We start from the raw sequence: 14,849 nt of genomic DNA, 5'->3' as shown, positions 1-14,849 counted from the left end.
TTTTATTTTTTCTTCTTATTCTGCAATTTCCAAACTTTAAACATAAATTTAGGAATACTTTTTATACGACCTATTCGCTTCCAGTCAATAAGTAATCGGTATACCCATTCAATATTTAAATTCCTAAAAAGACGGGGCGCTCTTTTTTTAGTACCACTAAACACTTCTAACGAGCCACCTACCCCCATCATTACTGTATGCTTAAAATTACTTTCATTTTTTTGAATCCATTCTTCTTGTTTTGGAAAGCCCATTCCAACAAACAAATAGTCAGGATTGAAACGTTGAATTCTTTTCACTACAGTTTCATCTGACAGATCAATATACCCATGATGATACTCAAAAGTAACATTAGGATATTTCTGTTGTAATTTATGTTGTGCTTGCGCAACAATTTCATTTTTTGATCCTAACAAGTATACCTTTTGACTTTGCTCGTGTGCAACTTTAATACATTCTTCCATAAGTTCAATACCTGGTACACGTCGCTTTAGTGGTTGTTTTAATCTATTAGAAGCTTTAACTACACCTGTACCATCCGCAATGATATAACTTGCACTATTTATAAGCTTTCTATAGGTTACATGTTCAGAAGCATACACTACGATTTCAGGATTAGCAGTTACAATAAACAAGTTATCATTTGTATTATTTTCAAAAAAATGTTTAATATTTTCAACCATATCCAACATTGTCACATTATCGAATTGTACGCCTAATATATCTACTTTATCGTTTTTTTTCTTTTTTGAACTATACATTTACGTTAACTCCCTGCTTTCTTACCCTCTTTATATGTTGTAATGAATTTATAATAACCTCAACTTATTCATCATATATTATTTTTGTCATTGTATTCAAAAATACGTCTAAAGTCTAAAGGTCCAGTTTATCTTAATGATTTATAATAGAAGTCATACTATTAACGTGAGGTTGATTATGGATTATTTGCAACAATTTTTAACTACGACTGTTATCTTAAATATTTATTTAGTCATTATTATAGCAATATCTTATATCATTATTCATCAAAATCGACATTGTTCTTTTAATCAATATTTAGATATTTATTTAAATTATATTCCAGTACTGACTCATGAAATGGGTCATATTCTATTTAATAAGTTAAGTGGGGGGCATGCTAAAGATCTTGTCATTGTTGTACGCCCTAGTGAACGTAAAGAAACGTTACAACAAGGCTATGCAATAACACAATCTAAATCAGTTACTGGACAATGTATTACGACATTAGGTGGATATGTCATGCCACCAATCATGTTAATGATAGGTTTTTGGACCATTCATTTTAACTATCCAAGCTTATTTTTAATCTTATATAGTTTGATATTTATGTATTACCTTATTTTAACATCTCGAAAATTGTCTCCCATTATCGTTTTAATCATTTTAATTTCATTATTGTATTTTTTATTGCAAGACAATAATCAATTTATGATTTTTTATATCGTAGTCCTCCTATGCCATCTTATCTTAGGTGTCCTATTAGGAGAAGTTTTGCAATCTAGTTGGACAATTATATTATTGACTTTCCAAAGAGTAAAAACACATTGGGATGGTAATACTTTAGCTGAATTGACACATTTACCAACATTATTTTATAGTCTATTTTGGATTATGATTAACGGTTTCTCTTTATATTTAATATACAAATTTATGATTTAAAAACGGCTCATCATATTCAAATTGAATAGATGACGGTTTGTTTAATTTTTCTCTACAAATATATTCATTGCATTATCATAACTTAGAATCGTCATAGTTGTATTATTATTTATAATCATGACTTTATTGGTTTTATCTTTGGATACTATTTCAATGTTATCTCCAATTGAAATATGCTTACTGGATAGATAAACAAGTAAATCCGTTCTATCGCGAACACGTTTAATGTTTACTATGTCTCCTTCATCATATTCAAGTAATGAGTCATTATACTTTTCTTTATAAATATAATTTCTTGGAATAACTCCTCCATGCGGACAAGTTTCAGGATAATTTAACAGTTTATCTATCCTTTCTAAAAATAAGTCAGAAATTTTATGCTCCAAAATTTCCGCTTCTTGATGTACTTCTTCCCAATTATAATTTAACACTTCAATTAAAAATTGTTCTAATAAACGATGTCTTTTTATAATATCGAGTGTATGAGAGAGACCTTCTTTAGAGAGTTTTACCCCTTTATAATGTTTAGTTTCAACAAATCCAGCTTTTTCTAAACGACTTACCATTTCACTTACAGAAGGTGGTTTTATATCTAAATATTGAGATAGTATTTTATTTGAAACGAAAGCGCTATCACCACCATTAGTTAGAATTGCTTTGAGATAATCCTCTTTTTCTTCAGTTAACATGATTTCACCTCATAAACAGTTTCATCTTATTGTATCACGAATGGTTGCGTAATGTGATTGTCTTCTATTATCTTACAATAAGAGGAATATATCTTAAATTTCAATGTTAAACCTTCCATTTATACTTAAAAAAACCTAAGACATAGCGAGTTGTCTTAGGTTTAGTATTAATCATTATTGAATTATTAAATTAGTCAGTTAAACTGTCTACAATAACCATTTCATCATAGTTAATTGCCTCACGTAATTTTAAAGCTGTCGCTTCTGTAATCTCTTCATCACTAATAAGTTCAGTTAAAATACGACGTTGCTCTCTTAAAGCATTCAACTTAATTTTAGTAATTGAATCTTCAGAACGTGTGTTAAAGAAGTTAGATGGTGATAAGTTGTCTATTCTCATTAAATATCCATCACATATCATACCCACTTCTAATTTATTATCTTCATTTGCCTCTTTAACAAGTCGGCTTACAACATTATAATGGACTCTTTTATTGATTTTAGAAAGTTCCATTAAGTTTTCAGTAACACTTAATGATGAAGCTGCATTTGTACGTGTACGAATATGACGTTTCAAAAGTAATCCTCTAATTCCAACAATAATACGACGAATGAGTGAAGCTTGTCTATAAACTTGTGTACGTTCAGCAAATCGCATATAGTTTTCTAACATGCTTTCCGTAATTTCGCCTTCGTCTGCTAATTTTTCAAGCGTTTTTGTTTCTACGTTAAAAGCAATTCGTTGTAAACGTTCCAGCTCTTTTGAATTCTCGTCATCTTTTTCTACTGATTTTAGGAAAGTTAGTTTATCATGATATTCTTTAATAACATTTCCATATCGATAGCTTGTTTCAAATGAGGAACGTTTGTTTAAATAATCAATCACGTGTTCTAAAATATAAATTCTTGCTTCTTTAAAATTCATACTTCCTATTTTAGGTGGAGGCGCATTTTTCGTAACAAAAGGTAAAATGATTTGTGCAATCACTAAGCTTAAAATAACCATACCTGAAGAAATAAAGAGTAAGTCATTACGATACTTAAATGACTCATGATTTTCTAAATAGTAAGGTAACGTTAATGCGATTGCGAGTGAAATTGTTCCATGAACACCACAAAAAGTCATAATTAACGCATACATACTTCGTTTAGGGGGTTTCTCTTTCGTATTTGTTCCATCATCATTCATTAATTTTTGGAATGGACTGACTGATAGATAAAATAAAGGATATAGTACATAAACCCAAATAAATCTAAATACATATACAGCCAATGCTACTAATAAAGTAATTCCTATTAAGAAAAGTAAGTTATGTGGTTCACTTTTAATAATTTTTACAATGACTTCCGGCACTAAGAAGCCAAGTATTGAGAATACAAAACCATTTAACGCATAGCCTAAAATATTCCACGTATGGTTATAACTTAGTTGAAGGCGTGTACGTGTTTGAGCAATACGGTCACGTTCAAAACCATGAACAAGTCCGGCTACTACAGCAGCAATAATACCTGAAGCATGGAATAGTTCTGCCACAAGATAGGTTACAAAAGGTGTTAACAATTGAAGAAATACAAACATATTAATATTTTCAATACCACGTCGTGTTAATGTTAGACGGAATCGAACAAGTAATATACCGATTAACAATCCTACAATGGCCCCTCCTATTGAAGCAATTAAGAATTGTTGAATCGCTTCAAATAATGAGAAAGCGCCAGTAACAAGTACCCCTACTGCTATTTTAAATGAAATGATACCTGCAGCATCATTTAATAAAGACTCACCTTCTAAAATCGTCATTGCACCTTTTGGTAATACTTTACCTTGAGTAATAGCTTGCACTGCCGGAGCATCGGTAGGACAGAGAATTGCGGCAATCGCAAACGCTGCACCAATTGGTAAATCTGGCCATACTAAGTGAATAAATAACCCTACACCTATGACGGTAGTAATTACTAAGCCTAATGCCATTAACATGACAGGTTTAATATATCTTCGTAAATGTACCCTAGATACATTAACACCTTCAACAAATAATAAAGGTGCAATGGTAGCTAGCATAAAGAGTTCAGAATCAAAATTGAATTCAACTGGTACAGGCAATATAAAGAGGATCATTCCTAATATGATTTGAATAAATGCAAGAGGTACTTTAGGAATAAAAGTATGAACAAAGGAGCTTACAATAACAACAGCTAGAAATATGAGAATCGTTTCAAATATTTCCAAACTTTCACCCCATTATTTCATATTTAATTTGAGATATAAGATACATTATCATCTTATTTATTCTAAACGTATGTAGTTATTATCTACCGTTCTTATGCTCTCAATTTAATATCAATTTTATCATTAAACTATATTCAGATTAACTAACTTGCACTTTCAAAATAATTCACTTAAAAATTATTAAGATATGCAATTATTCTTCTAAATCTTCAATATTTTTATCACCATGTTGTTTTCTTTCTTCAGCTCTATGTTTTTTAATATCATAATACAGTTTTTCTCGTTGTTCTTCTCTTTTTTTAGCACGACTTTTTAACTCATCTGTTGTATTAAATTCTTTTGAACTTAATAAAATGGAAGATTGTCTTGGTGCATCATCTTTTCTATACATGTATGCTCCAGTTCGATAAGCTGCTCTAGCAACAAGGTGCATACCAACAGGAGATGTTAAATTAATAAAGACAATGGATAATAACAAACGAACACTAAAGAAACCTTGCACCGTTGTAAAGTATATTAATGCCCCGATTAAAGTAAGTAATACAGAAAGCGTTGAACTTTTCGTGGAAGCATGACTACGTAAAAAAACATCTTGAAATTTTACAATGCCTATTGCACTAATCACTGCAATAATACTTCCTAGAAAAATAAGGATAGACGCAATCAACTCAGTGACGCTTTTTATGAGTTCCATTGAATACCCGACCTCCTCCAATAAATCTAGAAATAGATACAGAGCTTACAAATGAAATGATCGCAATCAACATAATTGAATCTAAGTACGCATCAGTATCATAAATCACGCTAACCACCCCAACAATGCACATAATGACGGCACTGGCTGCATCAAATGCTACAACTCTGTCTGCTGTTGTAGGACCTTTAATCAAACGAAACAATCCAATAATAAATGCAATACCAAATAATATTAAAGCTCCTGTACTAAAAAAGTTAGTCATCGCTTGGATCATCGTGACACCTCCATAATTAAACGTTCATATTGTTTAATACTTTTTAACAAATTAGCTTTTTCATTTTCAGAAATGTCTATACTATGAATAAAAAATTTATTGGTTAATTTTGAAATTCTAATCACTGTCGATCCAGGCGTAATAATAATTAAAATGGTTAAAAATGTAATGGCCCAATCACTTTTTAACTCTGTTTCATATGTGAGAAGACCAGGATTCATATCTTTTGTTTTAAATAAAATATATTTAATGATACTAAGACTTGAAGTAATTAACTGATACAAATATATACCTAAAAACTTAATAGCTATCCATATTTTTACTAAATAATATTCTTGACCAAAGAATCGATGCAGTATATAAATGATAATTAATCCTATAAGATAGCCAGATACAAAGGTAGAGAATAAAAAAGAACCTTGGTCTTGAAAGAGTACCCATAGAAAAGCAATTAAGATATTCAATACAATTTGTCTCATTTATTCTCCTCCTTTAAATGCGGATTAACTAAGTGATGGAAGTAAGCATCATTTGTATTTAACTCTGTTGCATTTTTAGTAACATTCATAACAATTGGTGCCGCAAGACCCATAACTAGTACAACTACAGTTAGTATGCCAATCATACCTTTTCGATGAGCAGGTAATGGGTTGTAATCAACTTGCTCGCCATCTGCATCTCCAAAGTACATGATAAATAGTATTCTAAATAGACTATACATTGCTAAAAGACTTGTTAAAATCATGAGTGCTAATCCGATATAATTACCATTTTGAACCGCACCTTGGAAAATAAGCACTTTACCAGGGAATCCACTAAATGGAGGAACCCCGCCAATCGCGAAAATCATAACGATAAATGCTACGCCAAAGAAAGGCTCTCTCTTTGCCAAACCATATAAATACTTATATTCTCTATAACCAGACATATAAACTAAACTACCAATAATAAAGAATAATAATGTTTTTACTACAATATCGTTTGTTAGATAAAAAATAGCACCATGAATTCCAGCAAATGTATTTGATCCTAAGCCTAAAATAATAAAACCAATTGATAAAATAACTTGATATGCTGCAATTTTCTTTATGTCTTTAAATGCAATGACTCCAAAAGCACCAATAATCATTGTAATACAAGACATAAATACAAGTATTGGGTGTGTAATATTTGGATGTTGATCAAATAATAAAGTAAAGAAACGAATTAAAGCATATGCTCCCACTTTCGTCATTAAAGCTGCAAATAAAGCTGCGAGCTCAGTATTTAATACTGCATAAGCTTTAGGTAACCACATAAATAACACTAACGATGCTTTTGAACCAAATGCAATCATAAATACAATTGCAATGACAACCACCATTTCATTATTGTGAATATCATCTAAGCGTAAGGCAACTTGAGAAAAGTTTAATGTTCCTACTAATTTGTAAAGTAAGCCAATACCTAATAAAAATAACCAAGAACCAATAATATTTAAAACAACATAGATAATGGCTGCTCTTAATTGTTCTATTGATTGTCCTAATGTTACAAGCACAAATGATGCAAGTAACATAATTTCGAACATCACATAGAGGTTAAATAAATCAGAAGTTAAAAAAGCACCAATCACACCGGTAGTTAAAAATAAAATAAATGTTGGTAAGTAATAGCGATTCACACGTTTTTCAGCAGGTCCAAATCCATACGCCATAATTAAAGTCACTACAAAAGAAGCGACTGTTACCATGAGTAAACTTAAAGTATCACCTAAAAATTGAATACCAAAAGGTGCTTTCCAACCACCAAAATCTAAAGTGATTGGTTTATGATTCATCACATAAATTAATAAAGCTAGCGAAATTAGCGTATTAACCGTCATTGTTCCAATATATAAAATCTTCGAAACTCTATTTTTATTCTTCGTAAATACAAGTAATAATGCACAAAGAAGTGGTAAGAGAATCGGAAGGATTAATAAGTTACTGTTCATCATCTTCATCCTCCCTAAGCACATCAATTTCTGATTCTTTTGTAACACGATATGTTCGATAAACTAATACAAGTAAGAAAGCTGTCATACCAAAACCAATAACAATTGCAGTTAAAACAAGTGCTTGCAATAATGGATCGACATAGTTGGTATTTGAACCACGAATAAGCGGTTCTGTTACGTGGTCACTATAGTGACCCATACTCATAATAATCAAATTACCCGCATGCGTATAAATCGAAATCCCTACAATAATACGAATTAAATTTAAAGATAATATCATGTATGTCGCTAAGAATACGAGAAATCCTATGATTAGTAATAAAATAAGATTCATGATTTACCCCCACTCAATGCCAACATAATTGTGACAATCACACCCACTACTGAAAGTACTATGCCTAATTCGAAAATCGTCACTGTAGTAATATGCATTTCATTAAATATTGGTAAATGAAGTGTAAATTCACTTTGATATAAAAATGATTTGCCAAAAAAGGTAGGCGCAATTGCTGTGATTAAAGAAATAAGCGCTCCAATAATCATTAATTTTCTAAAGTCGATAGGTAAACTATCCAATACTTTTTTTACGTCGAAAGCTAAAAACATCAAGATAAAAGCTGAGCTAAAGACGAGACCACCAATAAATCCTCCTCCTGGATTATTATGACCCGCTAAATAAATGTAGAAACCAAAAGTAAGTAAAATGAATACAACAATTTTAGTTACTGTTTTTAAGACTACGTCATTTTCTTTCATCTTGACCTCTCCGATCTTTGTAATTTAATAATGTATAAATACCTAAACCAGCAATAATTAATACCAAGCCTTCAAACATAGTATCAAGTGCTCTAAAATCACCTAAAATGGCATTCACAATATTTTTACCACCTGTGAGTTCTTTTGCATTCATATAATATTTAGAAATAGTTTCTAAACCATCACCTTGTTGTGCCATAAACACAAGTGTTACCACTGCGCCTGCAAAAATGAATGCTACAACAATTTTCATCATTTCTTTTTTCTTATCTGCTTTCTTACGGGAAATATTTGGTAAGCGTGAAAAACTAACAATGAATAATATTGTAGTCATCGTCTCTACTACAAGTTGTGTTAAAGCTAAATCAGGTGCCCTCATGATTAAATAAAATAATGCAACTGAATAGCCAATAATTCCATTTAATATTACCATCGTTAAACGTTGTCTTATAAAGACAAGTGCTATACCAACAACACTGATTGAAATCGCAAGCAGCACTTCTAAAGGCCCAAAGTCAGTAACATGCATTAGATGTAGTTTAGGAAACCCTACTCTTAAAAAGCCATACGCTACAAATAGTGAAAACACTAAAAGCGTAATCACATTGTAGTAATTTAATCGGTTCGTCATTACACCACGAATACTACAACCAGCATAATGTTCAAATATGCTATAAGCTTTACGATAGGAATTTGTAATCGATGCTGTTTTGATTAAGCGGTGCGTTAACACTTTCCAATTTACTTTTGTTGCTAAAATAATTCCTAAAATAATAACAATGATACTAAAAATAAGCGGTAAATTAATACCATGCCACTGGGATACATGTGGTGCCATCTTATCAACTTGGATACCTAAGTTTGTGACATTTCTTAATGCAGGTAAAACAATCGGATGCGTAAAGGTATTTGGGATAAAGAAGATAACAGGTAGCATCACAGCAAAGATCATTGCTGGTAAACTGAACAACCACGGCTCATGAATATGCTTTTTAGGAACTTCTTTTTCATTAAATTCTCCCCAATATGTTTCTTTTAGCATGTAAACTGCATAGACAAACGTGAATATACTTGCAATCACGCCTAATGCCACAATTATGATGGTTAAAGTTAAACTAAATTGCTCTAATTCAATAGATTTAACTAAAGAATCAAAAAACATTTCTTTACTTAAAAAACCATTTAAAAATGGTACTCCCGCCATTGATAATGCTGCAAGCGTCATACTCACGTGCATTTTAGGAAAGAATTTTCTCATACCATTTAATTTTTTAATATCTCTTGTGCCCGCTTCATGATCAATAATACCTACGCCCATAAATAACGTACATTTAAATAACGCATGATTCATGACATAGAACAACCCTGCAAATAAAACTAATGTGTAAATTTTAGCCATTGGTCCACTTGGATGCTGCGCAATACCTCCACCTAAACCAACCATTGTCATAATCATCCCAAGTTGACTAACTGTAGAATAGGCAAGAATTCCTTTCAAATCATATTGTCTTAAAGCTGTAAGAGATCCAAACATCATTGTGATTAATCCTACAAAAGTAACAATATAAATATAACTATTACTTAAGCCTAATACAGGTGTGAATCTAAATAGTAAAAATATACCTGCTTTAACCATTGTTGCTGAATGTAGATAGGCACTTACAGGGGTTGGCGCAGCCATAGCTTTAGGTAACCAAATATGAAATGGAAATTGAGCTGATTTTGTGAAAGCTCCAATAAGCATCATAATGATCATTGGAATAAATAAAGGTTGCTCACTAATATGATGACTTTGCGATAAAATTTCAGTAATTGTATTCGTACCTGTCATTATGTACAACATAATAAAACCTGTTAATAATGCTAAGCCGCCAAATACCGTAATCATAAATGACTGTATTGCACCTAGCTGACTATTTGCATTACTATACCAATACGAAATAAGTAAGAAAGATGAAACACTTGTGAGTTCCCAGAAGATATACATAAGAATGGTATTATTAGATATTACTATACCTAACATACTAAACATAAATAAAAGTAAGTATATGAAAAATCTAGGTAAGTTATCACCATTAGGCGTTAAATATTGAGTAGCGTAAAAGAAAACAGCTATCCCTATAATAGAAATAATTAAAGCAAACATTAATCCAAGTCCATCTAGTCTTAAATCTAAATTCAAATCGATAGCTGGCATCCAAGCTAGTTTAAAAGAAATCACTTTCTGATGAAGTACACTAGGAATTTGAGATAAGAAATAAACAGAAGCAATTACTGGAGCAAATAGGGAAATATATCCCGCATAGCGTCTTAGAGGTCTAATAAATAAAGTGATTAGAACCATACCTATGATTAGTAAAAGTGCCCCTAGTAAATAAATTAAACTCATCAAAACCCTCCTTTTTATAAATTCAAAGCAATAATTGTATGATGATCTTCTTTAGGTGACAAACCAATAAATTTCAAAGTTTCATGCGTAGTCTGGTGTCCTAAATATTTTTGAATAATCGCAATAGAAATACCCGATTTATAAGCATGATATGCAAAAGTTTTACGTAGAGTAGTTAAACCAATATGTAAAAGGCCTAATTCTTTAGCTGCGTGGTGAATAATTCGATAAGCTTGCTGACGTGAAAGTTCTTTATGTGTACGAAGAGACTGAAATAAAAGATGATCATCTTTCAACTGATTTTCATAGATATATGTATCAATTTCATTTCTTAAATCAGAAGGAAGCATAATTTTGATAAATGGGGCACTTTGTTGAATCCAAGCTGTCTTTATTTCTTTATTTTCTTTATTCTTTATATCTTCAACTTTAAGATGTAATAAGTCAGTAAGTCGCATACCTGTATGTATAGCCAGTTTAAATAAAAGATAATCTCTGTCTGATTTCATTTGTAACACGTGATACATCTTCTTAATATCATTCTTTTTCTTAATAGGTTCTACATAATTCATTTATCCACCTCAAAAAAGTTTCTTATTTAATGATATATCATATTTTAGTAACATTAAAATATTTCGCTCAATTATTTTTGACTTCAAGTTACTTTTTTTAAAAATATTTTCGATATATAAAGTGTAAGGAGGTGAAAGTAAGATGAACGAAATTACTCAGTTATCTGTTATTTGTACTCACGTTACACATGATACAAATGGAAAAGCTAAAGAAATTAAACGTCGATTTAATAACATTAATACACGTGCTTCTGAAGCAGACATCAAATCATTTGTAACAACAATTTCAAATTTGATTGAAGAATCTTTCGATAAAGTTGAAGTTGTAAAAACTCAAGGATTAGTTTAATGAATGCTTTTATTAAAAAGGAGGTATGAACAATGTCAAAAACGTTAGAACTTATATTTAAGACAAACCTAAACAAAACAGCTAAGTTACAATTACCACAAATTTCAGCAACAATAACAGAAGCTAATGTACAATCAGCAATGGAAAATATCATTAAGTTAGATGTTTTAAGATTTACCAGTGGCGCTCCAAGTAAAGTCGCTTCAGCTCAGATTGTAGATAAAACAACAACTGTTTTATTTGAATTAAATTAATTGACATAGTAGACGTAAGTTACAATATCAAATTTTACTTCACGTCTTCTAAACAGTAGATTGAGAATGGATAGAGAGTTCTAACAGAATTCTTTCCGTTCTCTTTTTTAGTATAGAATTTTTTTATAAATTTACGTATAATAATCATATTTGATAGTAAAAATAATGGAGGAATTAAGTTTGCTTTTTCTATTTGTACTTGGAATTATTGCTGGTATGATGGTGCCTATTCAAACATCGATTAATTCTAGATTAGGTCGATTTACAGAATCATCTTTTTATGCCTCTACGATTTCTTTTTTTGTAGGCACTCTATTTTTATTAATACTTAATATCATTTTTAATATCCAAATGTTCTCAAGCTCATTTTATGCTGGTCACTCTATTGATTATCATTGGTGGGTTGGTGGCTTGCTTGGTGTATGTTTCTTAACAGGTAACTTATTACTTCTTCCAAGATTAGGTGCAGCACTTACGGTTGTGATGACAGTTGCTGGTCAAATCATAATGGGTGTTATTATTGATACATTGGGATTACTTGGAGCCAATCAAACATCTTTTACTTTTTTAAAAGGTGTGGGAATTATTGTTTTATTATTCGGAATTCTTCTTATGAATCATATACCTAAAAATAAACTTAAAGATAAAAGAAATATCTCACTTTATATTTGGTTGTTCATTGGCTTTATTTTCGGATTTGCGCCTCCACTACAAACTACAATCAATAGCGGACTTTCAAAGCAAATGCATTCTTCTTTATTCGCTGCACTAGTTTCTTTTACTGTTGGAACTATTGCGTTATTTATTCTAACAATCATATTTAATAGAAGTTTAAAAATTAAACTATCACAACATCATTTCGGTCGTATTAAACCGCTCTATTTTATTGGTGGAATTTTAGGTGTCGTATTCGTTACATCTAATATTATATTAATGCCCTATTTAGGTGCTGCTCTTACAACTATTGTCGCAATGCTTGGTCAAATGATAATGGGCGTCATTATTGATCACTTTGGCATTGGTGTACCTAAAAATGAAATGACTTTCCGTAAATTTATAGGATTAATCGCTATAGCAATTGGTATTGTTTTATTACGTTTATTTTAATGGCTAATAAAATTAAACTTTTATCTAAATCTTCGTCTTCTTAATGAAATAATTGAGAAGACTTTTTTGATGTCATCATTTAATTATGTTGTATTTAGCTCTAAACTTGTATAATAAATGCATATTAATGTTTAGAGGTGATTATATTTGAAAAAGTTTTTATCCCCTTTACCAATACTGGTAACCCTCCTCCTTCTCCTTATTATTTCGTTTGGATTTTATATTTATTCTAAGATTCCTAAAACTACTCATTTAAGCAAAATAGAAACGATGACTGTAAAACCACATTACTCTCTTTCTTTTCAAGGCGTTCAGCAAGCTAAACAAAGTTATACACTTTATTATGAGCCCTCATTAGGTATTAGTTCAGATATTCTAGTAAAAAATAACGAAACGATATCTAAAGATACACCCATATTTAAATATTATAATCCACACATTGAAAAACATATTCTTGCAAAAAAGAATCTTTTATCTTCAATACAACACTCAAATAAAATATCCTCCGATAACTTCAACCAACAAGTTCAATTATCTAATGATATACTCAACTTACAGCAACAACTTCAAACACGTATTTATGCTCCTATTAAAGGTCGAGTCACTGTACTTCACCCTTTCCCTTCAAAATCTCATACTGAAATTATGCAAATTAATAGTGATGAACGAATCATTCGTGCTAAAATCAATGAATCTCAACTCAAACAGCTTAAAAATAATCAACTTGTTCAATTTTCTATTAAAAATACTAGGCAATTTGAAGGAAAAATTTTATCTATTTCTTCTATTCCTTATAAAACTGAGACATCTTCCTCTTTTTATAACGTAGATATTTCTACAGATCCTTCCTACCCTATTGGATACCATTTTAATCTTCACTTAGGAACAACAGAATATGAATTACCCAATAAAGTCATTTACAATAAAAATTATGTTCTAGTTATACATAATAAAAAAATTATAAAAAGAAACATTAAATATATTAAAAGTAAAAAAAGTGGGTATATTATGGTATCCAATGGATTAAATATTGGTGATAAAATTATTACGCATCCTTCTACATCTTTATTAGAAAGCACCGAATAATCTTTTATTTTAGTATATTAAACTTTAATTTTATAATATGGAGTATCATAATAATTGTTCTTAATTAAATCTTTTATAAAATTTGCTTATTTTTATAAACAAAGTATTAATTAATCAAAATATTGTTTTATTAAGTGCATTTTCGTTTACTTTCTAATTTTATTTAGTTATAATTAACTAAATAAAATAGAATTAAATTAATTTATTTAATCTAAATTATTAATAGCTTTTTTAAACTAATAGTTGACGTTATATATAGATAAATTTAACGGATGCATAAAAAATAGAAAGAATATTAGTTGGGGAGGTCTTAAAATGGCTATTTCAAAAATTAATGACTGCTTTGAATTATTAGCAATGATTACTTATGCAGATAAATTAAAAAGCATTATTAAAAAAGAATTTTCAATTAGCTTTGAAGAATTTGCTGTTTTAACTTATATTAGTCAAAGTAAAGAAGAAGAGTATTATTTAAAAGATATTATTAATCACTTAAACTACAAGCAACCTCAAGTAGTAAAAGCAGTGAAAAATTTATCTCAAGAAGATTACTTCGATAAAAAACGTAATGAGCATGATGAAAGAACAGTATTGATTCTTGTAAATGCAACGCAACGTACAAAAATTGATGAATTACTTAATAGAGTTAACAAACGAATCGAAGAAGCTAATAAAGAAACAGAATTATAATAGTAAACCCTAAAGAGACTAGAACTTAAAAAAACCTAGAATAATAGCCCGTAGATAACATTCGTCTACGGGCCTCTTTTATAGCCATAATTCAT

The 14,849-nt window shown here is 30.2% G+C and carries 17 protein-coding genes; 6 read left to right on the top strand and 11 right to left on the bottom strand.

The genetic code is table 11. The features are described from left to right. Window positions 1–2: 2 nt before the first annotated feature. On the bottom strand, window positions 3–761 hold the full coding sequence (tarA, locus tag HMPREF2561_RS06825) for an N-acetylglucosaminyldiphosphoundecaprenol N-acetyl-beta-D-mannosaminyltransferase TarA (RefSeq protein WP_049379656.1): 759 nt from the start codon (window positions 759–761) through the stop codon (window positions 3–5). Between the two features lie 178 nt (window positions 762–939). Here tarA and HMPREF2561_RS06820 point away from each other — a divergent pair, with 178 nt between their 5' ends. Next, window positions 940–1,683 (top strand): M50 family metallopeptidase, encoded by a 744-nt coding sequence (locus HMPREF2561_RS06820; protein WP_049379657.1) that lies wholly within the window; start codon window positions 940–942, stop codon window positions 1,681–1,683. Between the two features lie 41 nt (window positions 1,684–1,724). On the opposite strand, the gene HMPREF2561_RS06815 is transcribed toward HMPREF2561_RS06820, so the two are convergent. The 10 genes from HMPREF2561_RS06815 to HMPREF2561_RS06770 form a co-directional block, all read right to left on the bottom strand. Continuing rightward, a complete protein-coding gene (locus tag HMPREF2561_RS06815; protein ID WP_049379658.1) occupies window positions 1,725–2,372 on the bottom strand; it encodes a metal-dependent transcriptional regulator in 648 nt (215 codons plus the stop codon). 190 nt (window positions 2,373–2,562) lie between these two features. Then, window positions 2,563–4,602 (bottom strand): cation:proton antiporter, encoded by a 2,040-nt coding sequence (locus tag HMPREF2561_RS06810; protein ID WP_019834900.1) that lies wholly within the window; start codon window positions 4,600–4,602, stop codon window positions 2,563–2,565. A gap of 193 nt (window positions 4,603–4,795) precedes the next feature. Beyond that, on the bottom strand, window positions 4,796–5,296 hold the full coding sequence (locus HMPREF2561_RS06805; RefSeq protein ID WP_019834899.1) for a Na+/H+ antiporter subunit G: 501 nt from the start codon (window positions 5,294–5,296) through the stop codon (window positions 4,796–4,798). Further along, entirely contained in the window at window positions 5,271–5,573 is a 303-nt protein-coding gene (mnhF2, locus tag HMPREF2561_RS06800; RefSeq protein WP_017176022.1) for a Na+/H+ antiporter Mnh2 subunit F, read from the bottom strand. The genes HMPREF2561_RS06805 and mnhF2 overlap by 26 nt, the downstream gene beginning before the upstream one ends. Then, window positions 5,570–6,052 (bottom strand): Na+/H+ antiporter Mnh2 subunit E, encoded by a 483-nt coding sequence (mnhE2, locus tag HMPREF2561_RS06795; RefSeq protein WP_019834898.1) that lies wholly within the window; start codon window positions 6,050–6,052, stop codon window positions 5,570–5,572. Before mnhE2 ends, mnhF2 begins: the two co-directional genes overlap by 4 nt. After that, window positions 6,049–7,548, bottom strand: coding sequence for a Na+/H+ antiporter Mnh2 subunit D (gene mnhD2, locus HMPREF2561_RS06790; protein ID WP_025987150.1), 1,500 nt, complete (start codon window positions 7,546–7,548; stop codon window positions 6,049–6,051). The genes mnhE2 and mnhD2 overlap by 4 nt, the downstream gene beginning before the upstream one ends. Next, window positions 7,538–7,885, bottom strand: coding sequence for a Na+/H+ antiporter Mnh2 subunit C (gene mnhC2, locus HMPREF2561_RS06785; protein WP_002448875.1), 348 nt, complete (start codon window positions 7,883–7,885; stop codon window positions 7,538–7,540). Before mnhC2 ends, mnhD2 begins: the two co-directional genes overlap by 11 nt. After that, window positions 7,882–8,307, bottom strand: coding sequence for a Na+/H+ antiporter Mnh2 subunit B (gene mnhB2, locus HMPREF2561_RS06780; protein ID WP_002455676.1), 426 nt, complete (start codon window positions 8,305–8,307; stop codon window positions 7,882–7,884). The genes mnhC2 and mnhB2 overlap by 4 nt, the downstream gene beginning before the upstream one ends. Beyond that, complete coding sequence (locus HMPREF2561_RS06775) at window positions 8,294–10,696, bottom strand: DUF4040 family protein (protein WP_070468568.1); 2,403 nt, start codon at window positions 10,694–10,696, stop codon at window positions 8,294–8,296. Before HMPREF2561_RS06775 ends, mnhB2 begins: the two co-directional genes overlap by 14 nt. A gap of 14 nt (window positions 10,697–10,710) precedes the next feature. Next, a complete protein-coding gene (locus HMPREF2561_RS06770) occupies window positions 10,711–11,268 on the bottom strand; it encodes a tyrosine-type recombinase/integrase (RefSeq protein ID WP_048683106.1) in 558 nt (185 codons plus the stop codon). Between the two features lie 142 nt (window positions 11,269–11,410). On the opposite strand from HMPREF2561_RS06770, the gene HMPREF2561_RS06765 reads away from it, so the two are divergent. The 5 genes from HMPREF2561_RS06765 (at window position 11,411) to sarA (ending at window position 14,754) form a co-directional block, all read left to right on the top strand. Further along, the gene (locus HMPREF2561_RS06765) at window positions 11,411–11,617 is read left to right on the top strand and encodes a sigS mRNA-stabilizing protein SroA (RefSeq protein WP_002448893.1); all 207 of its coding nucleotides are present in this window, start codon (window positions 11,411–11,413) and stop codon (window positions 11,615–11,617) included. Between the two features lie 32 nt (window positions 11,618–11,649). Continuing rightward, on the top strand, window positions 11,650–11,871 hold the full coding sequence (locus tag HMPREF2561_RS06760; protein ID WP_017176027.1) for a DUF2922 domain-containing protein: 222 nt from the start codon (window positions 11,650–11,652) through the stop codon (window positions 11,869–11,871). A gap of 180 nt (window positions 11,872–12,051) precedes the next feature. Then, window positions 12,052–12,978 (top strand): DMT family transporter, encoded by a 927-nt coding sequence (locus tag HMPREF2561_RS06755; protein WP_049379660.1) that lies wholly within the window; start codon window positions 12,052–12,054, stop codon window positions 12,976–12,978. Between the two features lie 270 nt (window positions 12,979–13,248). Further along, window positions 13,249–14,064, top strand: a complete 816-nt coding sequence (locus HMPREF2561_RS06750; RefSeq protein ID WP_256275919.1) for an efflux RND transporter periplasmic adaptor subunit — start codon at window positions 13,249–13,251, stop codon at window positions 14,062–14,064. A 315-nt stretch (window positions 14,065–14,379) separates the two neighbouring features. Further along, window positions 14,380–14,754, top strand: a complete 375-nt coding sequence (gene sarA, locus HMPREF2561_RS06745) for a global transcriptional regulator SarA (protein WP_002448898.1) — start codon at window positions 14,380–14,382, stop codon at window positions 14,752–14,754. Window positions 14,755–14,849 lie beyond the last annotated feature (95 nt).

This window comes from Staphylococcus sp. HMSC069E10, assembly GCF_001809205.1.
GTDB classification, from domain to species: domain Bacteria; phylum Bacillota; class Bacilli; order Staphylococcales; family Staphylococcaceae; genus Staphylococcus; species Staphylococcus hominis.
The sequence above is the reverse complement of the archived record's forward strand: the minus strand, read 5'-3'. Positions and strand labels throughout refer to the sequence as shown.